The 23347-nt window shown below is 62.1% G+C and carries 22 protein-coding genes and 1 pseudogene; 15 read left to right on the forward strand and 8 right to left on the reverse strand.

The window, feature by feature from the left end; translation table 11 throughout:
* The first annotated feature begins 674 nt into the window (after window positions 1–674).
* From groL to ACN6KF_RS00680, 3 genes are all read left to right on the forward strand, one after another.
* Entirely contained in the window at window positions 675–2297 is a 1623-nt protein-coding gene (groL, locus tag ACN6KF_RS00670) for a chaperonin GroEL (protein WP_434954977.1), read from the forward strand.
* 136 nt (window positions 2298–2433) lie between these two features.
* Window positions 2434–2661, forward strand: a complete 228-nt coding sequence (locus ACN6KF_RS00675; protein ID WP_434954978.1) for a hypothetical protein — start codon at window positions 2434–2436, stop codon at window positions 2659–2661.
* Between the two features lie 128 nt (window positions 2662–2789).
* The gene (locus ACN6KF_RS00680) at window positions 2790–2924 is read left to right on the forward strand and encodes a hypothetical protein (protein WP_434954979.1); all 135 of its coding nucleotides are present in this window, start codon (window positions 2790–2792) and stop codon (window positions 2922–2924) included.
* 148 nt (window positions 2925–3072) lie between these two features.
* On the opposite strand, the pseudogene ACN6KF_RS00685 reads toward ACN6KF_RS00680, so the two are convergent.
* From ACN6KF_RS00685 to ACN6KF_RS00720, 8 genes and pseudogenes are all read right to left on the reverse strand, one after another.
* Window positions 3073–3737, reverse strand: a pseudogene (locus ACN6KF_RS00685) (agmatine deiminase family protein).
* A 96-nt stretch (window positions 3738–3833) separates the two neighbouring features.
* Window positions 3834–4148: a MocE family 2Fe-2S type ferredoxin gene (locus tag ACN6KF_RS00690; RefSeq protein ID WP_434954980.1), complete on the reverse strand. Its 315-nt coding sequence runs from the start codon at window positions 4146–4148 to the stop codon at window positions 3834–3836.
* Between the two features lie 26 nt (window positions 4149–4174).
* Window positions 4175–5188, reverse strand: coding sequence for a sterol desaturase family protein (locus ACN6KF_RS00695; RefSeq protein WP_434954981.1), 1014 nt, complete (start codon window positions 5186–5188; stop codon window positions 4175–4177).
* Window positions 5189–5200: 12 nt separating this feature from the next.
* The gene (locus tag ACN6KF_RS00700; RefSeq protein WP_434954982.1) at window positions 5201–5992 is read right to left on the reverse strand and encodes a 3-methyl-2-oxobutanoate hydroxymethyltransferase; all 792 of its coding nucleotides are present in this window, start codon (window positions 5990–5992) and stop codon (window positions 5201–5203) included.
* Between the two features lie 94 nt (window positions 5993–6086).
* On the reverse strand, window positions 6087–7094 hold the full coding sequence (locus ACN6KF_RS00705) for a LacI family DNA-binding transcriptional regulator (RefSeq protein WP_434959581.1): 1008 nt from the start codon (window positions 7092–7094) through the stop codon (window positions 6087–6089).
* Window positions 7095–7356: 262 nt separating this feature from the next.
* Entirely contained in the window at window positions 7357–8640 is a 1284-nt protein-coding gene (locus ACN6KF_RS00710; protein ID WP_434954983.1) for an HlyC/CorC family transporter, read from the reverse strand.
* Between the two features lie 111 nt (window positions 8641–8751).
* Complete coding sequence (aroB, locus tag ACN6KF_RS00715) at window positions 8752–9870, reverse strand: 3-dehydroquinate synthase (protein ID WP_434954984.1); 1119 nt, start codon at window positions 9868–9870, stop codon at window positions 8752–8754.
* Window positions 9867–10484, reverse strand: a complete 618-nt coding sequence (locus ACN6KF_RS00720) for a shikimate kinase (protein WP_434954985.1) — start codon at window positions 10482–10484, stop codon at window positions 9867–9869. The genes aroB and ACN6KF_RS00720 overlap by 4 nt, the downstream gene beginning before the upstream one ends.
* A 132-nt stretch (window positions 10485–10616) precedes the next feature.
* Here ACN6KF_RS00720 and ACN6KF_RS00725 point away from each other — a divergent pair, with 132 nt between their 5' ends.
* From ACN6KF_RS00725 to ACN6KF_RS00780, 12 genes are all read left to right on the forward strand, one after another.
* The gene (locus tag ACN6KF_RS00725) at window positions 10617–10781 is read left to right on the forward strand and encodes a hypothetical protein (RefSeq protein ID WP_434954986.1); all 165 of its coding nucleotides are present in this window, start codon (window positions 10617–10619) and stop codon (window positions 10779–10781) included.
* A gap of 164 nt (window positions 10782–10945) precedes the next feature.
* A complete protein-coding gene (locus ACN6KF_RS00730; protein WP_434954987.1) occupies window positions 10946–11200 on the forward strand; it encodes a hypothetical protein in 255 nt (84 codons plus the stop codon).
* Window positions 11197–11616, forward strand: a complete 420-nt coding sequence (locus ACN6KF_RS00735) for a methyltransferase family protein (RefSeq protein ID WP_434954988.1) — start codon at window positions 11197–11199, stop codon at window positions 11614–11616. Before ACN6KF_RS00730 ends, ACN6KF_RS00735 begins: the two co-directional genes overlap by 4 nt.
* A gap of 135 nt (window positions 11617–11751) precedes the next feature.
* On the forward strand, window positions 11752–13809 hold the full coding sequence (locus tag ACN6KF_RS00740; RefSeq protein WP_434954989.1) for an FUSC family protein: 2058 nt from the start codon (window positions 11752–11754) through the stop codon (window positions 13807–13809).
* Between the two features lie 75 nt (window positions 13810–13884).
* A complete protein-coding gene (locus ACN6KF_RS00745) occupies window positions 13885–14580 on the forward strand; it encodes an acid phosphatase (RefSeq protein ID WP_434954990.1) in 696 nt (231 codons plus the stop codon).
* A 59-nt stretch (window positions 14581–14639) separates the two neighbouring features.
* The gene (locus ACN6KF_RS00750; protein WP_434954991.1) at window positions 14640–15578 is read left to right on the forward strand and encodes a site-specific tyrosine recombinase XerD; all 939 of its coding nucleotides are present in this window, start codon (window positions 14640–14642) and stop codon (window positions 15576–15578) included.
* Window positions 15579–16364: 786 nt separating this feature from the next.
* Window positions 16365–16946, forward strand: a complete 582-nt coding sequence (gene rfbC, locus ACN6KF_RS00755) for a dTDP-4-dehydrorhamnose 3,5-epimerase (protein ID WP_434954992.1) — start codon at window positions 16365–16367, stop codon at window positions 16944–16946.
* Window positions 16946–17998: a dTDP-glucose 4,6-dehydratase gene (gene rfbB / locus ACN6KF_RS00760; RefSeq protein ID WP_434959582.1), complete on the forward strand. Its 1053-nt coding sequence runs from the start codon at window positions 16946–16948 to the stop codon at window positions 17996–17998. Before rfbC ends, rfbB begins: the two co-directional genes overlap by 1 nt.
* 149 nt (window positions 17999–18147) lie before the next feature.
* On the forward strand, window positions 18148–19086 hold the full coding sequence (gene rfbD, locus ACN6KF_RS00765; protein WP_434954993.1) for a dTDP-4-dehydrorhamnose reductase: 939 nt from the start codon (window positions 18148–18150) through the stop codon (window positions 19084–19086).
* A 62-nt stretch (window positions 19087–19148) separates the two neighbouring features.
* Window positions 19149–20030, forward strand: coding sequence for a glucose-1-phosphate thymidylyltransferase RfbA (gene rfbA, locus ACN6KF_RS00770; RefSeq protein WP_434954994.1), 882 nt, complete (start codon window positions 19149–19151; stop codon window positions 20028–20030).
* Between the two features lie 168 nt (window positions 20031–20198).
* The gene (locus ACN6KF_RS00775; RefSeq protein WP_434954995.1) at window positions 20199–21233 is read left to right on the forward strand and encodes a hypothetical protein; all 1035 of its coding nucleotides are present in this window, start codon (window positions 20199–20201) and stop codon (window positions 21231–21233) included.
* Window positions 21234–21402: 169 nt separating this feature from the next.
* Window positions 21403–23244, forward strand: coding sequence for a Hint domain-containing protein (locus tag ACN6KF_RS00780; RefSeq protein ID WP_434954996.1), 1842 nt, complete (start codon window positions 21403–21405; stop codon window positions 23242–23244).
* Window positions 23245–23347 lie beyond the last annotated feature (103 nt).

The raw sequence follows: 23347 nt of genomic DNA on the forward strand, positions 1-23347 counted from the left end.
CGCTGTTCGCAAGACGTCTCGGGAAGGGCGTGGACATGCCATCGTGCGTATTGTCTGCCATGTCGCGACGTTCGCTCTGCAGTCGCGAGGTGCACCAATCAACGCCGTATGGATACTATTTCATGGCAGGTCTGGGCACGGCTTCACGCTCGGAAAATACAGAGATTCAAATAAAACCTTTTATTAAAGATCCCATTTCTAAATCCGCCATGCATTTTTCCATTAAAGAAAAATACTTTACTCCATATTCGTTTTAATATCGAGAATTATTTTTTAAAGTATACAAAAGTTGTGTTGGAATTTTTCGGTCAAGTGGAATTAAATTTTCTTCAATCTCTGGAATAAGGGTTGATTTTTATTTTCTAGCACTCATGTCCATGGAGTGCCAAAGAGTGTATAAAGAAAGGGGTGGCGTGTCGATGTGCGCCGAGCCTGAAAAGTGCACTTCAAAGACATTCGACCTCAGGCAGACCGAACCGTTGTCGGTCGCCTCCGCGGTGGGACGAGGTCGCTACTTCGAAACGGCAGAGCAGACGCGGGGCAAGGTGAGGCGATCCCGATCATGGGAGAGCAGCACCGTCGCCGTCCCGACAAAACGAAAGCCGTCGCTGAGGCGGCCGTAAACGCCGTGCTTGCCTTTGCCTTTCACACACAACAGAGACCGGAGTTCAACCATGCCCGCCAAAGATGTCAGATTCTCCAGCGATGCCCGTGATCGCATGTTGCGTGGCGTGGAGATCCTCAACAATGCCGTCAAGGTCACGCTTGGGCCCAAAGGGCGCAATGTGATCATCGACCGTGCCTACGGTGCGCCTCGCATCACCAAGGATGGCGTGACCGTCGCCAAGGAAATCGATCTCGTCGACAAATTCGAGAACATGGGCGCCCAGCTCGTGCGTGAGGTCGCCTCAAAGACCAATGACCTTGCCGGCGACGGAACGACGACTGCGACGGTGCTGGCCGCCTCCATTTTCCGGGAAGGTACGAAATTCGTCGCCGCCGGCATGAATCCGATGGATCTCAAGCGTGGCATCGATCTCGCCGTGCTTGCCGTGGTGAAAGATATCGAGACGAGGGCCCAGAAGGTGCGATCCTCGGATGAAATCGCTCAAGTCGGCACCATCGCGGCCAATGGCGACGCCTCGATCGGCAAGATGATCGCCAAGGCGATGAAGAAGGTCGGCAATGAAGGCGTCGTCACGGTGGAGGAGGCCAAGAGCGCCGAAACCGCACTTGATGTCGTCGAGGGCATGCAGTTCGACAGGGGCTATCTCTCCCCTTATTTCATCACGAATGCCGAGAAGATGTCGGTGGATCTGGAGGATGCCTATCTCCTGATTCACGAGAAGAAGCTGACGAGCGTCCAGGTCCTCCTGCCGCTCCTGGAAGCGGTGGTGCAGACCGGCAAGCCTCTCCTGATCATCTGCGAGGATGTCGAGGGTGAAGCTCTTGCAACGCTCGTCGTCAACAAGCTGCGTGGCGGCCTCAAGGTCGCCGCGGTGAAAGCGCCGGGTTTCGGGGATCGGCGCAAGGCCATCCTTGCCGATATTGCCACGCTGACGGGCGGACAACTCATCTCCGACGATCTTGGTGTGAAGCTCGAGAATGTCACGATCGATATGCTAGGCCGTGCCAAGCGCCTGCACATCGACAAGGAGAGCACCACCGTTATCGATGGTGCCGGCGACAAGAAGGAGATCACGGCCCGCATCCGGCAGATCAAGAACCAGATCGGAGAGACCAGCTCCGAATACGACAAGGAGAAGCTGCAGGAGCGCCTCGCCAAGCTCTCGGGCGGCGTGGCTGTTATTCGCGTCGGTGGCGCAACCGAGGTCGAGGTCAAGGAAAAGAAGGATCGTATCGAGGACGCGCTCAACGCCACCCGCGCGGCGATCCAGGAGGGCATTGTCCCCGGGGGCGGTGTCGCTTTGCTGCGGGCAAAGGCTGCCCTCCACAAGATCGTCTCGGACAATCCCGATGTCCGGGCAGGCATTGCCATCGTCATGCGTGCGCTCGAAGCGCCAATCCGGCAGATCGTCGAGAATTCCGGCGTCGAGGGGTCGACGGTGGTTGGCAAGCTTCTGGAAGCAAACAATCCCAATCTCGGCTTCGATGCCCAGACCGAGCGCTATGTCGACATGCTCGAGGCCGGCATCATCGACCCGGCCAAGGTGGTCCGGGCAGCATTGCAGGATGCAGGCTCCGTTGCGGCCCTGATGATCACCACCGAAGCGATTATCGTGTCGACCGAATCGGACGCTGCCGGCGCCATGCCAAATGGAGGAATGGGGTATTGATGGGGCATTCCGCCCCGCGATTACTCATCGTCATTCGAAGTTGAAATATAACTCAGATAATAAACTCAAATATTCGGATTAATTCTCTAAATTCGGGCTTCGAAAATGGAGGGGCGGTTTTTTTCAGGAGAGTAAAATGACAAATGTCGAATTGATGAAAGTCGAAGTACAGGGGAGCGGTCGCCTTCTGTTCAGCGTTCGAGTGCCTACCGCCGCGGGCAAGATGGAATTTCCGATCGCGATCGACGATCAGGGATCACAGGCCTTGAATGAGATTGCAGTCCTGCGCTCCACCATCGTCTTTGCCGAGGAATTGGAAGCCTCGGTTCGGCGTCGTCTCGGAGCGACGACTCACAAGCTCTGAACTCGAGGGGCCGCGACCTCCACCCGGATTTTCAGCCAGTGGCAGTTGGACTCTCGGCGAGATTTAGGGCTTTCCAATTTCGAACGGTCCGGCTGGTGAACGAGCCGGCAGCAGGGCGGGAATGTGGGATGCGTAGCCCGCGTCTCGCCGTTCCCGGCCTTTCGCCGCATGCTTGCACCGCTCGGATGACCAGCGCGACCGCCGGACCGAGCAAGGCCAGCAGGAAGCCCAACACGATGCCGGTCGAGGTCACCATCGGCTGACGGAACGGGGCAATTTCAGTCTCGAACGTCTTTTCTTCGCTCATCGGAACGCCTTTGCCTTTGGCATGGTCGAAGCCCTATTTCGGCTGCTGCTGCGTCCTGCAATGGATGCCGCCACCCGCTGCTGCATGCCGGCGATGCCGGGCAGTCAGATGATCTTTTCCAGCCCCAGGAGACGGAAGAGTTCCTTCTCGCAGGCCGCCTTGCTCACGCCGGGATTGCGGCTCGGATTGAGCACGCAGCTCTGCGTAATGATGGCTGTTCCTTCGCCTTCCACCTCGATGCCGCCGCCTTCCATCCCGAGGTCGGCCTCGATGAACCGCGCATCGAACTTGCCCGCCACGAAGGCGGCAAGTTGGCGTCTCTGGCATGGCTTTGCTTGTCGCCCCAGCCATTGAAGTTGAAGTCGACACCGCCTCGTTCGGCGGAGGCGTTCTTGACGAAGACGGGACCGGTATCGCGCATCCACAGATCGTCGATCGGTTGGACGAGCAGATTGACCGCCGGGCCGCACAGGCGCGCTGCGAGGTCATGCTCCTCCTCCCGCACGAGCATGTTCACCGTTTCATGCGCGGCAATGGCCTTGGCGATCTCCGCCAGGTTTTCCCGGGCGACGGAGCGCAACCTTTTGCCCCAGATCTTCGTGCTCGGGCCGAAGGCCATCCAGGTGGCGGCATGAGGCTCACCTTCCTCGGGCATGCGCCACAAGTTGCCGTTCCCCTGGGCAAGCGCCGGCACTTTATCGAGGCTCGCTCCAAGCACGCTACCGGCCGCCAGGACGCCTCGTGCCAGAATGGCTCTACGTGTCGGCATGTTACCCCAGGCGCAGCGAGTTCCGCACCCTTGCCCAAGGATTGGAGCATTTCATAGGGACTGCAATGAAGGGGGAGGGCGAGCGGGGAACCGCTGTCAGCCGGGCAGTTTGACCATGACGGTCCCATCGGCAATCCGCGCCGCGTAGACATTCAGATTCTTACAGGCTGGCAGTCTCTTCGCCTCGCCGGTGCGATAGTCGAAAATACCGGAATGCTTGGGGCATTCGATCTCGTAATCCATGACCAGGCCGTCGGCGAGATGAATGGCCTCGTGGGTGCACAGGCCGTCCGTACAGAAGACTTCGTCGGCAGGCGAACGGTAGAGCGCATAGGTCCGGCCGGCATGATCGAAGCGGCGCGCGCCTTCCTGTTCGATATCGTCGAGATGACAGGCGGAAATCCAGTTCATTTCAGTGATCCCCTCGCTTGATCTGGCTATTGGGCGGTGTTTTCGGCGTTGGCCCGCGCCCTGCGTTTCTCGTAGCGAGCCTGCATGCGGGCATCGCCGTCGGCGGTGCCGTCGTGCCAGGTGCCGAACCATTTGTCGAAAGGCACGAGGCCGTCGCCATAGTTCACCTCGAAGAATTTGTGATGCAGGTAATGGGTATAGGCATGGCTATCGATCGCAGCCTCCTCGCCCAGCTCGATCTTGTCGAAGCCGAGATGGCCGACCACGGCGCCGAAGCCGGCATAATGCAGCTGGTAGATCGCCAAGATCGGATTCGAGGGGATGATCAGATGGACCAGGGCCGAGGAGAAATAGAGCAACTGCTCCACCGGGTGCATCGAAAGCGAGGACCAGGGCGAGGGATTGACCGAGTTGTGATGCACGGAATGGATTAAGCGGTAGAGCGGGCCCCAATGGATCAGCCGGTGGATCGCAAAGAAATGCGCCTCGTGAAAGAGCGGCACGATCAGTGCCAGGCAGAACAGGTACCAGGGATGCTCGGCAAGGCTTACCCAGGGTCCCCAGCCATTGGCGGAGACATGGAGAAGGCCGACCTCGATCGCCGTCCAGATCGGAACGCCCGAGGCGAAGGTACGGATGATGCCGTCGAGGTTCTGGCTGTTGAACAGGAAAGCCGGATTGCTGGCGTCGCCCGGGAATTTGCCGTTGTATTTGAAGCGATTGCCCTGCCGGCGCAGGATATAGAGACGCAGCTCGAAGGCGCCGTAGAACAAGAAGACCGCCAGGCAGTTGATGGCGAAGAGCTGCAGTACCCAGCCCCAGTGCAGCGTTTTCAAAGCCTCCGTCTCAGGCACGGCAAAATACCCGTAGGCCGCGGCCGAAGCGGCGAACAGCAGGTTCCACGGCAGGAAATAATGGGGAAGCCATTTGAGGAAGGCGAATGGCTGGGGTGGCAGCACGAAGACCGGTGCGATCTCGATGCGGTTGGCGGGAGCCCAGTCACCGCGCTTGTTGCGCTTGCCGAAGGTCAAATCATCCATGGAGGTGCTCCGTCAGATTGATCGTGCAAGCGCGTGGAAGCGCTCGTAAGTGGCATCGTCCATGTCCACCTGGTGCTTGCGCTCGGGATAGGTGCCGTCGGCGACGTCGGTGGCGAAGGCGCTGAAGGCTTCGACGCGTTTGTGCTGCAGCTCCGACATCAGCGCCCTGAAATCCGCATAGCGCTTGGCATGGCGGGGATAATGGCCGGCGTGCGTACCGAGCACGTCGCTGGAGAAGAGGTATTGGGTATCGCAGGCAGAGCCGCAGCCCATCCCCATGGTAATCATCGGCGTATTGCGGGTGATGTATTCGGCCAGCCGCACCGGCACCACTTCGACCTCGATCGCGGCTGCACCAGCGTTTTCGAGATCCTTGACCGCCCGGAAGACGCGCACCGCTTCCTCCGGTGTTTTGCCGACGGCGCGAAAGCCCGTCCAGGTCCCACGGTTGGGCACGAGACCAACATGGCCGGTGACCGGAATGCCCTCCCGGGCCATGGCCTCGATGAAAAGCGGCGAATGGGAACAATAGATCGCATCCGCCCCACGTCTCAGCATCTGGAAACCAAGACGGATGGCTTCTTCGGGGGAGGCGACGGTGCCGTGCGGCATGCCGACCGAAAGAAAAGCCGCAGGTGCGGCCTGGCGGATGCCTTCAAGATGATGATCGGGCTCGCAGGAGAGGACGACGATGCCGCATTCCACCGCTGCAGCGGCTTCCTCCGCATTGTCGACATGCAGCTGCAGCCATTTTCTCTGACCCTTCCGGCTCTGCAGGTCATAGACCGTAATGCGTTTTCCCATGGCGTTCTTCCCGAAACTGGCGGGAGAACCATAGGCGGGGGCGGCAGGCCACGCCGCTGCTTTCCTGATCAAATCAGATCAAGAACCTCAAGCGTCACAGATTTTCGGAAGTGATCGTCACGAAGCGGATGGGGTCGTTTGCAAGGGGCGCGCCGACCAGGCCCAGGCGCGCCAGCATCAGGTCGAGCGCGCGCCGCGCCTGGGCCTCGGGTGCCTGATCGATCACCATCGACATGACCCCTTCTCGCAGCGCAACGGCGCTGCGCTCAGTAAGTTCGTGGCCGATGAAGAAAATCTCGCCGCCGCGCGGATGGCCGCGCAAAGCCGACGACAGCGAGGCGTTGGCGCCGCCTGCGTTGTAGAGACCGACCATATCGGGCCAGGCCCGCAAGGCCTCGACGAGCCTATTCGCACTGTGGTCGGCGTCATCCAGGCCGAACAGGACGGCAACGAAGAACAGGCCGTCGCGAGGCCGCTCCTGAAGATAATCGGAGAACCCCCGGATACGTTCGCGGTGCACCTGATAGGCTTGGCTGTGGCAGAGGGCGATGACCGAGCCCCGGCTCGGCTGCATCCGGGACAGGAAATGCGCGGCCGTACGACCAGCGGCGTAGTTGTCGATGCCGACATAGATAGCGTCGGTCCCCTCCGAACGCGTCACGATCTGGATGACCGGGATGCCTTCGGCTCTGACCTTCGCCAGGGCGGCTCGGATCAGTGGATGGTTGGGTACGGCGAGGATGAGGCCTGCCCGCCTCGCTTCGGGCTCTGCGATGCGCTTGGCGATCGCGGCAGCATCATGCTCGTCCATGAAGGTGCGATGCACGGCGAGCGATGCATCCAGGCCGGCGGCAATGCGTCCGAAGGCCTGTGACAGGCGCGAAAAGAAGGTGGTTTCAGGCCGCACGAGGATCACGTCGATCCGCAAAATACCGCGGTGCAGCTCCGGCAGCCGGCGCGGATAGTCGAGCGCCCGCGCGGCTGCGATGACCTTTTCGGTCAAGCGTGGCCGCACACCACCGCGGCCGTTCAGCACACGTTCGACCGTCGCCGTACCAACGCCCGCGAGGCGTGCGATCGCGTGGAAAGTCGGCTTGGGAATGGACCATCAACCTCGCTGGCGGGATCGCCAATACGCCATACCGCAAATCCTGAATGTCACCAAACGGGAGGCTGGGGCGGAGGATGAGGGGCAGTGAAGCGCGGCCTGTCCCATTCGGAACCGCCTGATTTCGAGGGAGAATGCGCACTTCCCGGATCGTGATTGTTCCAGCCAGGTGATCGGCACGGCCGCAAGTCCTCGGCTATGCGGCGGGCATCGCACCCAGCGAACCCGGATGGCTGGGGCGCGCCACGCCCTGCTCTCACCCCTCTGGCGTCTCTGCCACGATCGGGGTGATCCGCAGCGAGGCAATGCGGTTCTTCTGCTTCCTCAACACCTGGAAGCGATAGCCGTGGAAGGTGAAGGTCTGGCCGGCCTCGGGGATGGTACGGGCTTCGTGGATGACCAGGCCGGCGATGGTGGTGGCCTCCTCGTCCGGCAGGTTCCAGTCCATGGCGCGGTTGAGGTCGCGGATCGGCACTGAGCCGTCGACATTGACGGCACCGTCGGCCTGCGGGCGCACGCCCGTTACCACCAGGTCGTGCTCGTCGGAGATGTCGCCGACGATCTCCTCGATGATGTCCTCCAGCGTGACGATGCCGAGCACCGAGCCATATTCGTCGACCACGAAGGCGAAATGCTGCTTGCGGCGGCGGAAGGAGCGTAGCTGATCGACCAGCGAGGTGGTGTCGGGCACGAACCAGGCCGGCAGGGCGATCTCCTCGATGTCGAGCTTGAGGGGATCGTTGCCGGCGGCATCGAGGGCCCGCAACAGGTCCTTGGCATGCAGCACGCCGATGATGTTCTCGGGGCTGTCCTTCCATACCGGGATACGGGTATAGGGGGCGGCCAGCACGCTCTGCACGATCTGGGCAGGCCCCTCGTCGAGGTCGACCGAGAACATCTTGGTGCGGTGGACCATGACGTCGTCGACGGTGAGTTCCTGCAGGTCGAGCAGGCCGCCGAACATGTCGCGATCGGTCTTCTCCACCGAGCCTTCCTTATGCAGGAGATCGACGGTGCCGCGCAATTCGTCGGTGGCCGAGAGCAAGGAAGGATGCCTGCCGACTTCGAGCCCGAAGAGGCGCAGGATGGCACGCACCAGCCAGCCGAGCAGGCCGGTGACGGGAGAGAACACCACGACTACCAGCCTGACAGGCCAGGCCACGGCCAGGGAGAACCGCTCGGGGTAGTTGATCGCCAGCGTCTTGGGCAGGATCTCGACGAAGACGATGGTCAGCACCGAGATGACGATGGTGGCGTAGAAGATGCCGACATCGCCGAAGATGTCGAGCAGGATGCCCGTCGTCAGAGCCGCCGCGGCGGTGTTGACGATACTGGTGCCGACCAGGAGCGAGCCGATCATCGCCTCGCGGATGTCGAGCAGCTTGTTGACGATCTTGGCGCGCTGGCTGCCGTTCTTCTCCAGCGAGTGCAGCCGCGCCCGTGAGGCGGCGGTGAGGGCGGTTTCCGAGCCCGCGAAGAAGAAGCCCGCCAGCAGGAGCAGGAAGACGATGAAGAGCGAGTACCAGGCCTCGGGATGCATGGTCAGCGCCTATGGGATCGAGGAGGGAGCGCTGCGAGAGGCCTGCTCTTCGTCATCCCGTGCTGCGCCGCGTCCGGGATGACCCGGCGGCAGTGGCTTTGTATGGAGCCTCTAAACATCGGCGAGCTTCTCTGCCAGGAAGCCCGTCACGGCACTGGGATCGACATCATTGGCGATGAAGCTCTCGCCGATGCCGCGGGTGAGAATGAAGGTGAGCTTGCCGCGCTTGACCTTCTTGTCCTGCAGGATGGCGTTCATCAGATCATCAGCCGTGCCGACCCCGCCCCGCACCTGGTCGATGCGGGTGGGCAGGCCCGCGACGGAGAGATGAGCCGCGACGCGCGATGGTGTTTCCTGCGAGCAGAGGCCAAGCCGCGCCGAGAATTCATGCGCCAGCACCATGCCGATCGAGACGCCCTCACCATGCACGAGGCGGGCGGAATCATACCCTGTGACCGCTTCCAGGGCGTGGCCGAAAGTGTGGCCGAGATTGAGCAGGGCCCGCTCGCCAGTCTCGGTCTCGTCGCGGGCGACGATGCCTGCCTTGGCGCGGCAGGAGGTGGCGATGGCCTTCTCGCGCGCCGGCCCGCCGGCCATCACCTCCTGCCAATGCTCCTCGAGCCAATGGAAGAAGGGGGCGTCGTTGATCAGGCCATATTTGGCGACTTCGGCATAGCCGGCGCGGAACTCGCGCTTGGACAGGGTGTCGAGCACTTGCGTGTCTGCCAGCACCAGGCTGGGCTGGTGGAAGGCGCCGACCAGGTTCTTGCCGTGGCGGGAATTGATGCCGGTCTTGCCGCCCACCGAGGAATCGACCTGCGCCAGCAGGCTGGTGGGGATCTGCACGAAGCGCATGCCGCGCCGGACTGCCGCCGCCGCAAAGCCGGCCAGATCCCCGACCACGCCGCCGCCGAAGGCGACGACGAGATCGCCGCGCTCGACCCGGGTGGCGATCAGGCCCTCGCAGACCTCGGCGAAGGTGGCGAAGCTCTTGGACGCCTCGCCGGGTGTGACCGTGATGGTCTGGTGCGCGATCCCGGTGGCATCGAGGCTGTCAGCCAATGTCTTCAGGTGCAGGGCCGCGACATTGGCATCGGTGACGATGGCGAGGCGCGCCTTGGGTGCGAGGGCGGCGATACGTCGGCCGGCCTCGGCGAGCAGGCCCGGGCCGATGGCGATCTCATAGGAGCGCGCGCCCAGCGCGACGGGAACTACGATGGGCTGGCTCATGCGGATCTATCCGATCTTTCGGTCGACAAATGGTGTTCGAGGGCGGTAACGACATCTTCCAGCACCGCCTCCTGGGCAACGTCGCGCGAGAGCACGGTGATATCGGCCCCGGCATAGACGGGGTAGCGCGCTTCGATCAGCTTCCTCAGCGTGCCTTCCGGATCGGGCGTCTGCAGGAGCGGGCGGGTCGGCTTGCGACGGACGCGCCGCATCAAAACATCGAGTTCCGCCTTCAGCCAGATCGAAACACCGCAATTGGCAATGAGGGCGCGGGTTTCCTCATTCATATAGGCGCCGCCGCCGGTCGCCAGCACAATCGGCGTTTCGCAGGCCAGCAGCCGGGCAATGACCCGCCGCTCCTTGTCACGGAAGAAGGTCTCGCCATCCGCAGCGAAGATCTCCGAAATGGTCTTCTGGGCGGCTTCTTCGATCTCGGTGTCGGCGTCGCGGAATTCAAGGCCGAGCCGCCCCGCCAGGCGCCGGCCGACAGCGCTCTTGCCTGCTCCCATCATACCCACCAGCACGACCGACCGCCCCGCGAGGGCCTCCGCCACTTTCCTCTCGCGTTCGGCCGGGACAGGAGGTGTCGCAAAGCCGCTCATATCGTCCTGCATCAACAAGTTCATCGTTCTAATGAACCGGAGAGGGGCCTCGATGCAAGAGCCTCACGGGCGCGCGGACGGCACAACGCGATGGCGCTGCCCTGAATCGCGCATTATCCTGGCACCGTTGCGTCCAGGATCCTCATGCCCAGCCTCTTCCGCTTCCTTCTCATTCTCTTGTTGCTGGGGTTGACCGGTTTCGGCCTCGTCTATGTGCTGGGCACCTATGTGAAGCCGGCGACACGGCCGATGAGCCAGGATGTGCCGCTCAAGAACCTGGAGCCTCCAAAGGAGCCGGCCAAGCCCTAGCATGGGCAGCAAGCCGTAGGCATAGGCAGGCGGAAGGCAGTCCCGCACAAAGGCGGCGCTCGTGATCGGCGGCCAGGCTTTCCCGTTCAGGCTTCGTGTTCGGACAACTGCATTTTTGCCCAAGACGTGCGGGATGATGGCGCCACCCAATGGGGACGGTGCCCATGATCGTCAAACTGGTCCTGCACAATCTGGTGTTCGTCGGCATCATGGCCCTGGTGCTGTTCCTCTCGGCCGGCACGCTGCACTGGGCTTCGGCCTGGTTTTACCTGGTCGTTTCCCTCATTGTCGGCCTCGCCTCCGGCCTGTGGCTTGCCAGGACCGATCCCGGTCTGCTGGCCGAACGTATGCGGCTGAAAGCGCCCGAGCAGCCCAGCGCGGACAAATGGTTCATGCGGGTTTTCCTCGTGGTGCCATGACCTGGTTCGTGGTCATCGGGCTCGACCGGCGCCTGCAGGCCTCCACCATGCCCGTCCTGCTCCAGGGCATCGGGCTGGTGCTCTATCTGGCCTCGACGCTCTTCATCATGTGGGTGTTTCGCGAAAATTCCTTCGCCGCACCAGTGGTCAAGGTACAGGCCGAGCGTCACCATTACGTGATCTCGACGGGCCCCTACGCCGTCATCCGCCATCCCATGTATGCCGGCGTCATGCTCTATTTCATCGGCACGCCGCTGCTGATCGGCTCCTGGTGGGGCCTTGCCATGATGCCGGTTTTCTTCCTGGCGTTCGCGATCCGCTCCCGCATCGAGGAGCACACGCTGATGGGCGGCCTGCCAGGCTATGCCGACTACGCCGAGCGCGTGCGCTATCGCATGCTGCCCGGGATCTGGTGAGGCGAGGAGGGATTCGGAAACGATTGTTTCCTATGCTGCCGCTCCGAGCATAGCCGCCTCGGCGTAGGATGCCCTTCATGATCTCGCGTCATGATCCGGTACCAAATCAGCGACAAACCCTGTATGGCCGGTCTGATGTCTCGCCCGACCTTGCTTCCCGCGCGCCTGTCGTCCCGCCTGCCGCATCTGGTCCTGCCACCGCGGGCCGACTGGATCTTTGCATTCCGTACCACCGCCATCGGGCTCCTCGCCCTGGCGATCGCCTATGCGCTCGGGCTGGAGCAACCGCAATGGGCGATGATGACGGTCTATATCGTCAGCCAGCCCGTCGCGGGCATGGTGCTCGCCAAGGGCCTGTTCCGGCTGGCCGGCACGCTGATCGGCGCGCTCGCCTCGGTGGCGATGGTCAAGCTCACCGGCAGCGAGCATCTGCTTTTCCTGGCCATGCTGGCGGTGTGGATCGGCCTGTGCACCTTCGTAGCCTCCATGCTGCGCAATCCCGAATCCTACGGGGCGGTGTTGGCCGGCTACACCGCCGCCATCATCGGACTGCCGGCTTTCGACAATCCCCATCTCGTTGGTGAACTGGCCGCAGCCCGCTGCATCGAGATCATGCTCGGCATCGTTTGCGCGGGGCTGGCGAGCCGCCTGCTGCTGCCCCAGCTTGCCCGCGACCTGCTGGTCGAACGGGCGGGAGCAAGCCTGAGGGAGATCGCGCTCTATGGTGCGGGCGCCATCGGCGGCACGGCCAAGGCTGAACTCGACGCCCGCTACCAGCGTCTGATCGTCGATATCGAGGCGCTGGCCGGCATGCGTGCCTATGCGCGCCTGGAGGCACCGAGCCTGGTGACGCATGGCCGCATGGCGCGGCACACGATCGGCCACATGCTCTCGGCCATTTCGGCCGTGCACACGCTGCTTGCCCACGCCAGCGCCCCGGATTCGAGCTGGCGCCCGCTGCTCAACCGCATCAGGACCATGCTGGACGGCATCGCCCAGGGCGACTGGCTCACCCAGGACGTCCGCCCCTGGCGGCGGCAGATCGAGGAATTCTGCCGGGAGGCCGAGGCGATGCGCGGCGCGCAGCTGCAGCCGCATGAAGACCGTGCGGCGGCAGCGGCACGCATCACCCTGCTGATCGAGTTCCTTACGGCTATCCGCATGGTGCTGGAGGGGCTGGCCGCCCTGCGGTTGCGCGCGCCCGATCCGCCCGGTCAGTGGAAGCTGCCGGCCCTCACCATCGATCGCGACACCGAGGTGGCGGTCGTCAATGCCGTCAGGGCGGCGATTGCCACCACTATCGTCACAGCCTATTGGATCGCCACGCGCTGGGCCGATCTTGCCGGCGCAGCTGTGATGGTGGCGGTGATGTCGAGCCTGTTCGCCACCATGCCCAATCCGCTGCGCTCGGCCTGGGACTTCCTCAAGGGTACTGCCTATTCGGTGCCGGCCGCCTTCCTGGTCGGTCAGCTCATGCTGCCGCATCTGCCGGGGCTCCCCTGGCTGCTGACGCTGATCGGTCTGGTGCTGCTGCCGGCGGCGCTGGGCATGGCCAATCCGCGCTTCACGCCGATCGCCACCGCCTTCGCCATCAATTTCCTGCTCTTTCTCAATCCGCGCCAGCCGATGGTGGCCGAGCCCTGGCTTTTCCTGAATGCGGCGGTCGCGGTGCTCGGCGGCGGGCTGCTCAGCCTTGCCGTGTTCGCGGTGGTGCTGCCCCGCCGGCCGCAAAGCGTGGTCGAGCGGGTGGTGGAGGCCTTCCGGGCCGATCTCACCCGGCTTTGCCTGCATGAGCGCCTGCCCAAGCCCTCGGCTTTCGAGAGTCTGGCCTATGACCGCATCAACCAGCTGATGGCGCCGCTGGAGCGGGTGGGCAGCAAGGGCCAATATGTGCTGGACGGGAGCCTGGCCGCCGTGACCATGGGGCTGGAAATCCTGCGTCTGCGCCGCTTTCTGCGCGAGGGCCAGATCGAGCCCGACCATGCCGCCGCCGTCTCGGAGATGCTGGTGCGGCTCGCCCGCCTCCTGGCCATCCGCATCCCGCATGCCAAGCTGCTGCGCGACATGATCGGGGCACTGAGGGAACTTGCCGCCGTCATCGTCAAGGAAACCAGCCCGAATGCCCACCTGCAGGCCGCGGCCTCGCTTCGGGTGATCGCCTTGGCTCTCGAAGACCACCCGCTCTATTTCTGAATGGCGCAAAGCAGCGTCATCCTGCTGTCATCGGCGGCTGCCATGCGGGCGCGGCCCCATGCACAGGAGTGCTCCATGCGCACGATTCTCGCTGCCGCCGCCATGTTGGCGCTGGCCGCTTTCGCTCCCGCGAATGCCGAAGATGCCAGGCCCTTCACCGATGCCAAGACCATCGATCTCGTCACCATCCTGCCGCCGCCGCCGGCCAAGGATTCGGCGAAGACCAAGGCCGAGCTCGCCGAGATCCTCACTCTCCAGGTCGAGCGTACGCCGGAGATGGTCGCCCATGCCAAGGCCGATGACGAGGAGACCGTCTGGCGCTTTGCCGGCGAGCTGTTCGGGCCTAAATTCGACAAGGCCAAGCTGCCGAAATTCACCGCTTTCTTCGATCGCGTGGTCGAAACCGAAGCCGCCGTCGTCGATCCGGCCAAGAAGATCCTCAACCGGCCGCGCCCGCATATGGTGAGCGACATCGTAAAGCCGGTGGTGAAGATGTCGAGTTCGGGCGCCTATCCCTCGGGCCACACCACCCTCGGCACGCTGATGGGCATCGTCCTCGCCGACATGGTTCCCGAGAAGCGTGCCGAGATCATGGCGCGGGCCTGGGACTACGGCCATAGCCGCCTGGTCGCCGGCATCCATTACCCCTCTGACATCGAGATGGGGCGCATATCCGGCTCGGTGATCGCCGTCACCATCATGCGCCAGGACGATTTCAAGGCCGAGTTCGCGCCGGCCAAGGCGGAACTGCGCGCGGCACTAGGCTATTGAGCTGCCGATAGCCGGCGCGGTTTTCCGGCTGTTAACCTCGGCGGGCTTAGGCTGACGCCATGCCCAAGCCCGCCAGCGATAGCCGCCTGATCAATGCCTTCCTCGACATGGTGTCCGCCGAGCGTGGCGGCGCCGACAATACGCTGCAGGCCTATCGGCGCGATCTCACCGACTACAGCGATTTCCTGCGGGGCCGGGGCGGGGCGATCGCCACCGCCGGCGCCGACGAGGCGCGGGCGCATCTTGCCGCCCTGACGGACCTCGGCTTCAAGGCGACAACCCTGGCCCGTCATTTGTCGGCGATCCGGCAATTGCACAAATTCCTCTATGCCGAAGGTTTTCGTACCGACGATCCGACCGGTGTGCTCGACGGCCCCAAGCGGGGGCGTAGCCTGCCCAAGGTGCTGGATGAGGCGGAGGTCGATCGCCTGCTGGCGGCGGCGGCCGAGGGGATCGAGGATGCCGCCCGTCCTTTGTCGGAGCGTCTGCGGGCAGCGCGGATGAGCGCCTTGCTCGAGACGCTCTATGCTTCCGGGCTGCGCGTCTCGGAACTGGTCAGCCTCAAGCGTACCGCGGCCCGGCCCGGGCTCGACATGCTGAGCGTGGTGGGCAAGGGCTCCAAGGAGAGGCTGGTACCGCTCACCGAGGCTGCCCGGCGGGCCATGCGGGCCTATCTTGCCCTGCTCGCGGAGGCGGGCAGGGACGGCGCCTCTCCTTGGCTGTTCCCGTCTTTCGGCGAGAGCGGCCATCTCACGCGCCAGCATTTCGCGCGGGAATTGAAGCTGCTGGCGGCGAGCGCTGGCATTCGCGCCGACCGCATCAGCCCGCATGTATTGCGCCATGCCTTTGCCAGCCATCTCCTGCAGAACGGCGCCGATCTTCGCTCCGTACAGATGATGCTCGGCCATGCCGATATCGCCACCACGCAGATCTACACCCATGTCCTCGACGAGCGTGTGAAGTCGATGGTGCGCGACCTGCATCCGCTGGCGGATTGAGATTGCCGCGGCGGACCGCTTCGTCTGCAAGGCCTTGCGGTTCGGGCGCTACGTGAACCGGTGATGGCGTTATCCGGCTCCTCCGCTGTGCTCTTGCGAAGGCAATCGTCTTCGGACGGGCAGAGGAGTTGGCCGATTTCCGAACGCGATTTCCGCGGTTCATTCGTTCTATTCCTCACGGGTGATCAGGGCCTGTTTCGGTCGACGCGCGGCCTAAGGCCTTGAATTGAAAACGGAAACAGAAAGACCCATTTCTTCAATATACTTGATTAATTGGCGAAGTTTGTCGGAAGGCCGCGGGATTGAAGAGGTATCCACCGGCGGTGACTTGAGCAATTGCAGGGCGGAGTGTGCATATATTCGGATTATCGCAAATTTCCCTAAAGGTTTATTTGATTAACGCGATGTTTTTTTCTATATATTGTACATATTAGTAACATTTTTGCATTGCGTAGAGATTTTTTGTAAAAATCATATATTAATTTTTATGAATCTGACCTAAAAAATAGCGAAGTCAAAATATAACTCTGAAGATTACAATTTTATATTTTAATTATTGATTTTTACAAAGAAATATACTTAAGTTAAGTCATAACATTATGAAGTCATATATATTTATTTATATTGTACGTAATATTGTGTCTTATTTAGATTTGCATTTAATACGGAGCCGTTCGATAATGTAATTATATTCTACTTTATTTTTCACATTAACGAGAAATATAAACTTGACACCTGTAATGAATTTCAAATAAAACATTATAAATTCTGACGAGTGCCAGTTTGATGATCATCGAGCGTTTGTCCATTTCCGAAGTGGTGCGGGTCCGCCCGAGGCGCTTCGGCGATGCGCGTGGGTATTTCTCGGAAGTCTTCAATGCGCGCGCGTTTCGTCAGCAGGTGGCTGATGTCGAGTTCGTTCAGGACAATGAGGCTCTATCCGGGGCAGTCGGTACGCTGAGGGGCTTGCATTTCCAGCGCTCCCCGATGGCGCAGGGCAAGTTGATCCGGGTCATTCGGGGCGCGATACTCGATGTTGCTGTCGATATTCGCAAGGGCTCGCCTAGCTATGGCAAGCATGTTTCGGCTCGTCTCGATGGCACTGACGGTGACCAGCTCTGGGTGCCCGTCGGTTTCGCGCATGGCTATTGCACGCTGGAGCCGGATACGCTGGTTGCCTACAAGGTGACCAATTACTACAGCCCCGCCGACGACGGCGGCATTTTGTGGAGCGATCCGGCCATTGCCATCGATTGGCCTGTGCCGGCGCAGGGGCCGGTCCTTTCGGCAAAGGACCTCGAACTGCCGGCCCTGAAGGATTTGCCGGATTGCTTTTTCTACGATCATGAACGGGAAGGCGTCGCATGATGCGTGTTCTGGTGACAGGCGGTGCAGGCTTCATTGGTTCGGCTGTGGTGCGTCTGCTGGCGGGCGAGGGGGATGTCGAGGTGCTCAACTTCGACAAGCTCACTTATGCGGGCAATCCCCATTCGCTGCGTTCGATAGCCGGCTCACGAAACTATCGCTTCATGCGCGGCGATATCACCGACAGGCTGAAGCTGGACGCGGTCATGGCGTCTTTCCGCCCGAACGCTGTGATGCATCTGGCCGCCGAAAGTCATGTCGACCGCTCGATCGCCGGAGCCGACGACTTCATCCAGACCAATATCGTGGGAACTTATACCCTGCTGGAAGCGGCCCGTGCCTATTGGCGCACGCTTTCGGGTCGGGACCGCGACGCGTTCCGCTTCCTGCATGTCTCCACCGATGAGGTCTATGGCTCGCTCGGCAGCGACGGCCTATTTACCGAGACCACGCGCTATGATCCGAGCTCGCCCTATTCGGCCAGCAAGGCGGCGTCCGATCACCTCGCACGGGCCTGGATGCGCACCTATGGCTTGCCGGTCCTGATCTCCAATTGCTCGAACAATTACGGGCCGTACCACTTTCCCGAAAAGCTCATCCCGCTCGTCATTCTCAACGCGCTGGAGGGCCGCACTTTGCCGGTCTATGGCGATGGCAGCAATGTGCGTGACTGGCTTTTCGTGGAGGATCACGCCCGTGCCCTGTGGACGATCGTGCGGACGGGCCGGCCCGGGGAGACCTATAATGTCGGCGGGCGTAGCGAGCGTAGCAATCTGAGTGTCGTCGAAACCATCTGCGATGTCCTGGATGGCCTTGTCGGCGGCTCGCGTCCGCGACGGGATTTGATCGCCTTCGTGCCCGACCGTCCGGGCCATGACCAGCGCTACGCCATCGATGCCGACAAGCTCGAGACGGATCTGGGCTGGCGAGCCGTCGAGACCTTCGAATCCGGCATTCGGCATACGGTGCAATGGTATCTCGATAATGATTGGTGGTGGCGCCCGATCCGCTCGGGGGTTTATGCCGGCGAACGGCTGGGGCTCGTCAGCGCCTGAGCCTGCTGGCAGTCGGATCCAAGCAGGATTTCTCGATGAGGCCTGCGGATGAGCCTCATCGAGAAACCCTGCAAATGTTCAATATCCTGCGGCTTCCTCTCGATTGTGCCATGGCCCGGTCAAGAGGAAGCGGCTTAGGAGGTTTCGCGATGCGTATTGTGGTGACGGGCAGGGAGGGGCAGCTCGCTCACTCCCTGCGGGCCGTCGGCGCGTCTTCGGGCGTGGATATCGTCTGTCTCGGCCGTCCCCAACTTGATCTGAGCGAGGCGGCGACGGTTTCGGCCGCGCTGCTTGGCACGGGCGCGGACGTGATCATCAACGCCGCCGCCTATACGGCAGTCGACCGGGCCGAGAGCGAGCCGGAGAAGGCGCATGCGGTCAATGCCGCCGGTGCGGGGCTTGTGGCGCAGGCCGCGCAGCGGCTCGGCGTGCCGATTGTGCATATCTCGACCGATTATGTCTTCGATGGCGGTTGGCAGCATCCCTATCGCGAGGAGGATCGGGTTTGTCCGCTCGGCGCCTATGGCGCGTCCAAGCATGACGGTGAGCTGCGTGTTGCCGCCGCCAATCCGCGCCATGTCATCTGCCGCACCTCATGGGTCTATTCGCCCTATGGGCAGAATTTCGTGAAGACCATGTTGCGGCTCGCCGGCGAGCGCGACGAGGTCGGCGTCGTGGCCGACCAACTCGGCAGCCCGACTTATGCCCTTGATCTCGCCGAGACCTTGCTGCGGATCGCCCGGCGGGTCTTGGACGAGAAGGTCGTGGACGAGAAGGCGGCTGACACCCCCTTGTTCGGCGTGTTCCATGTCGCTGGCGGCGGACAGGCAAGTTGGGCCGACCTCGCCGAGGCGGTGTTTGCGGCATCGGCATCCTCCGGCGGCCCCTCGGCCCGCGTCCGGCGGATCGACACCAAGGATTACCCCACGCCGGCCCGCCGCCCCGCCGATTCCAGGCTGGATACGGGCAAGCTGCAGGAGCGCTACGGCATTGTCCTGCCCGACTGGCGCGCCTCGGTCGGCGACTGCGTATCCCGCCTGCTGGGCGCGCGCGCCGGCACCGGCTCATCCTCTTCTGCTTCGCCCTGATGCCAGGGCGTGTTTATCGCAATCGGCCGTCCGTGAGGCCTTGATCAAGGAATTTGTTGAGCATGCGTGGTATCATTCTGGCCGGCGGCAGCGGCACCCGGCTCTATCCGATGACCAGCATCACGTCCAAGCAATTGCTGCCGATCTACGACAAGCCGATGATCTATTACCCGCTCAGCACCTTCATGCAGGCGGGTATTCGTGAAATCCTGCTGATCTCCACGCCGCATGATCTGCCGCTGTTCCGCAAAATGCTCGGCGATGGCACGCAGTGGGGCCTGAAGCTGAGCTATGCCGAACAGCCGCGTCCGGACGGCCTGGCCCAGGCCTTCGTCATCGGGGCCGACTTCGTCGACGGGCAGCCCTCGGCGCTGATCCTGGGCGACAACCTGTTCTATGGTGCCGGCCTGCCCGGCCTGATGCGCTCGGCCGTCTCCCGCCAGAAGGGCGCCACGGTGTTCGCCTATCACGTCACCGATCCCGAACGCTATGGCGTAGTCGGCTTCGACGAGAATGCGGTGGCGACCTCGATCGAGGAGAAGCCCAAGCAGCCCAGATCCAACTGGGCAGTGACGGGGCTCTATTTCTACGATGCCGAGGTGGTCGACATCGCCCGGACCATCAAGCCCTCGGCGCGCGGCGAATACGAGATCACCGACATCAACCGCATCTATATGGAGCGCGGCAACCTGCATGTGGAGCGCATGCGGCGAGGCTATGCCTGGCTCGATACCGGCACGCCCGACAGCCTGCTGCAGGCCGCCGAATTCGTGCGCGTTCTCGAGCACAGGCAAGGCGTGCGGCTGGCCTGCCCGGAGGAGATCGCCTTTTCGAGCGGCTGGATCGACGCCGATCAGATGCGCCACCTCGCCAAGAAAGTCGAGAATAGCAGCTACGGCAAATATCTGCTGCGTGTGCTCGAGGAGGAGTCGCTGCTGTGGTGAAGCCAATGCGGCCGAAAAACCCAGCTTAAAGCGTTTCGCGATTTGGCGTAATCGCCAAGAATCGCAAAGAGACTCCCGCCAATCCGTAGGATTGGCTTGGAACCAAAGAGTGAGAGCAAACAAGCGTTTCCGTCTAAGCGCACTTTGCTCCAGGAATCGGGCAAGGTCATGCTGTTCAATATCGAATCGGACGAGGGCGGTGAGATCACCGGCTATGTCGTTCCGGACGATTACGAAAAGACGCCGATCCTGCACGTCCTCGTTGCCGGGCAGGTGGTGGCGCGAATCCGCTGCAGCGAGCCGCGTCCGGCCCTGGTGACGGCGGGCCGCCACCTCAACGGCCTGTGCGGTTTCCTGCTCAACAACGCCAATGTCCCCGGCCTCGGCGCCCTGCGCTATGTCGAGGTGGTGGACGAGGAAAGCGGTATCCTGATCTATCGCCGCAATCTCGATGACGAGGGCCTGCCCAACCGGTTGTTCAGGCTGGAGACCCACCTGTTTCCGCTCTGGGGGCTCGATGCCGCGCTCAAGCAGCATTTCAACTATTTCCACCGCGGCATCGAGCGGCTGGGGGCCGAGACGGCAACCCAGATCTTCCATCTGCAGCACGCGCATTCGCTCTATGTGAGCGGGCGGCTCACCCTCAAGCAATATGACGCGCTGATCTATGAACGCTTTACCTGGGTGACCTTGCTGCACGATCCCTATTACGAATTGGCCGAGCGGCTGATGGCGCTCAAGCTGGTGCCGAAATATGGCGATGCCCTGCTGGGACAGCGTGATCTCTCCGTCTTCAAGCCCGCCATCGATTTCGTTGCCACTCTGGAGACGGACGCGGAAGGATTGGTCCGAGCCTTCGCCGAGATGCCGGGGGAGGTGATTACCATCCTATCCAATCCGCTCGCCCGCCAGCTCGCGGCCGAGAGCTTCGAGGGGCTGTTGCCGCGCGGCGCCGTGGCGACGGCGCTCGCCAATCTCGCCACTGCCGGAGTGGTCGGTATCCGCGAACGTCCCCATGCCTTCGCCGAGGATCTCGAACAGATCATGCGCATGCCGCAGGGCGCCGTGCAGATCGCTCCCCTGTTGCCACCCGTGCAGGCCCTGTCGGAACGGTTGCGCAGGCTGCCGGAGACCGAGGTGCTGCTCGAGGCCGACCTCGATATTTACGGGCAGGTCAAAGCGGCTGTCGAACAAGGCGGCTGAGCAGGGTTGATGAAATGCGTTTTGCCCATCGTCCTGTTGGCAGCGCTAATTTATGTTTGCCGAAAGCAAACTTTATGTGCTATTCCAAAAGGCGTAAACGATACCTCATCGGAAGTACGGGGTGGCCGTGGGGGACAGGCCGGAATTCCGAGGGATACAGGAGGAATGAATGGCTGTTTTTGGACCTAACGCCGGCGGTGTCAGCTATGACATTACCCGTACTGGCGGAAATGTAATAACTGGTTTTCTAGACCAGGTGGCGATTTCGGGTGGAGCGAGCGGGACGACAACGCTTACCAATGTTCCCGAAGGAAATATTGTTACGACCAATGGCGGCACCGCGAGCATTGCCAATGCTTTGCTTGGGAGTACCTACGTCATTCCGCCAGGTGTAACGGGTAATGTTAGCATTCTCGTCAGCCTGGCCACCCTGACCCCCAACACGGTCTATGTTGGCGGTACGGCCACGATCAATTCGGGCGTCAATGCTCTTAGCGGTCTTGTGGTGAATGTCGATGGTGGCAGCGCGACGATGGCCAATGGCATTGTCGCGAACGCGTTGAGCGGCACCACAGTCAACCTGACGGACGGCGGCAGCTTTACCAATGGCAGCAATCTTGCCAACGTCTTGACCGGTTCGACGATCAACTATGGCCCGGGCGGCGGTACTTTCACCGTCAACGGCGGTGGCGCGCTAATCGATCTGTCCAGCACGACCATCAACGGCTTTGCGACGAATAACGGCCTGAACCATCTGGCGTTCCAGAACACCTCGGCTGCGGCAGCCACCTATCAGATTTCCAATAGTGGAAGTGGGCAGAGCATTGTGGTTCGCGATGCCAACGGCAATATCATCGCTCAAGCCAATATCGCAGGTCAGACGCTCAACACCGGCACCTACACGCCTGGCGATCCGGGCCCGCTGACCGTCGGCACCAATGGCAGCACCCTGACCATCACCGACCAGGCCGTCGTCTGCTTCCTCGCTGGCACCCTGATCCGTACGGCCACTGGCGAAGTTGCGATCGAGAAGATCCAGGTCGGCGACGAGGTCTTCGTTTCCATCAACGGCAAGGATGAACTGCGTCCGGTGACCTGGATTGGTTCGGGCCATGTGATGAGCAATCCCAACCGCTCCCTCGACATGGGCGGATATCCGGTGCGTATTCTCAAGGATGCCATCGCCGAGGGCGTGCCCTATCAGGATCTGCTGGTCACGGCCGAGCACAGCTTCCTCTTCGAAGGCAGGCTGGTACCGGTCCGCATGCTGGTCAATGGCCGGAGCATTTTCTACGACCTCTCCCTCCAGACTTACGCCTACTACCATGTCGAGCTGGCCGAGCACGCCATCATCCACGCCAACGGCATGCTCTCGGAAAGCTATCTCGACACGGGCAATCGCAAGAACTTCGTCGACCAGCATGGCGTGGTGCCGTTCCCCGGCAAGGCCAAGGACTGGGCTGTTGATGCCGCGGCGCCGCTTTGCGTCGACCGCGCTTTCGTCGAACCGATCTTCCGCGCCATCGAGGCCCGGGCTGCCCTGCGCAACGATCCGCTGCAGTCGCAGCCGGCCGTGCTGACGCGCGAAGCCGATCTGCATCTGGTCACCGAGAGCGGCCGCATCATCCGCCAGGCTCGCGAAGCCGATGGCATGGCGCTGTTCATGATCCCCTCGAATGTGCGGTCGGTGCGCATCGTCTCGCGTGCCAGCCGTCCGGCCGACACGATCGGACCCTATGTCGATGACCGCCGTTTCCTCGGCGTGCTCGTGGGTGCCGTCACGCTGCAGGACGGCAATGTCCGCCGCGAGATCGACACCCATCTGACCTCCCGCAATCTGCGTGGCTGGTCGGTGCCGGAAGGGGCTCGCCGCTGGACGGATGGCGATGCCATGCTGCCGCTCGGCGAGCGCGCGCCCAACGCGATCGCCATGCTGGGCCTGCAGGTCCTGGCTGCGGGGCCCTATGTGGTCGACGGTGACGCCGCCGCGGATGCTGTGCTGAACGGCTGACAATATCGACGACAAGAGCAGCCAGCCCTTGAACAGGGCTGGCTGGCATGCTTTTCAGGGGCATGCGCTATGCCACGATCCTGCAACCTGGCCAGGTTTGGAC

Origin of the sequence: Labrys methylaminiphilus subsp. lupini, assembly GCF_051161885.1 — a bacterium.
Taxonomy (GTDB): domain Bacteria; phylum Pseudomonadota; class Alphaproteobacteria; order Rhizobiales; family Labraceae; genus Labrys.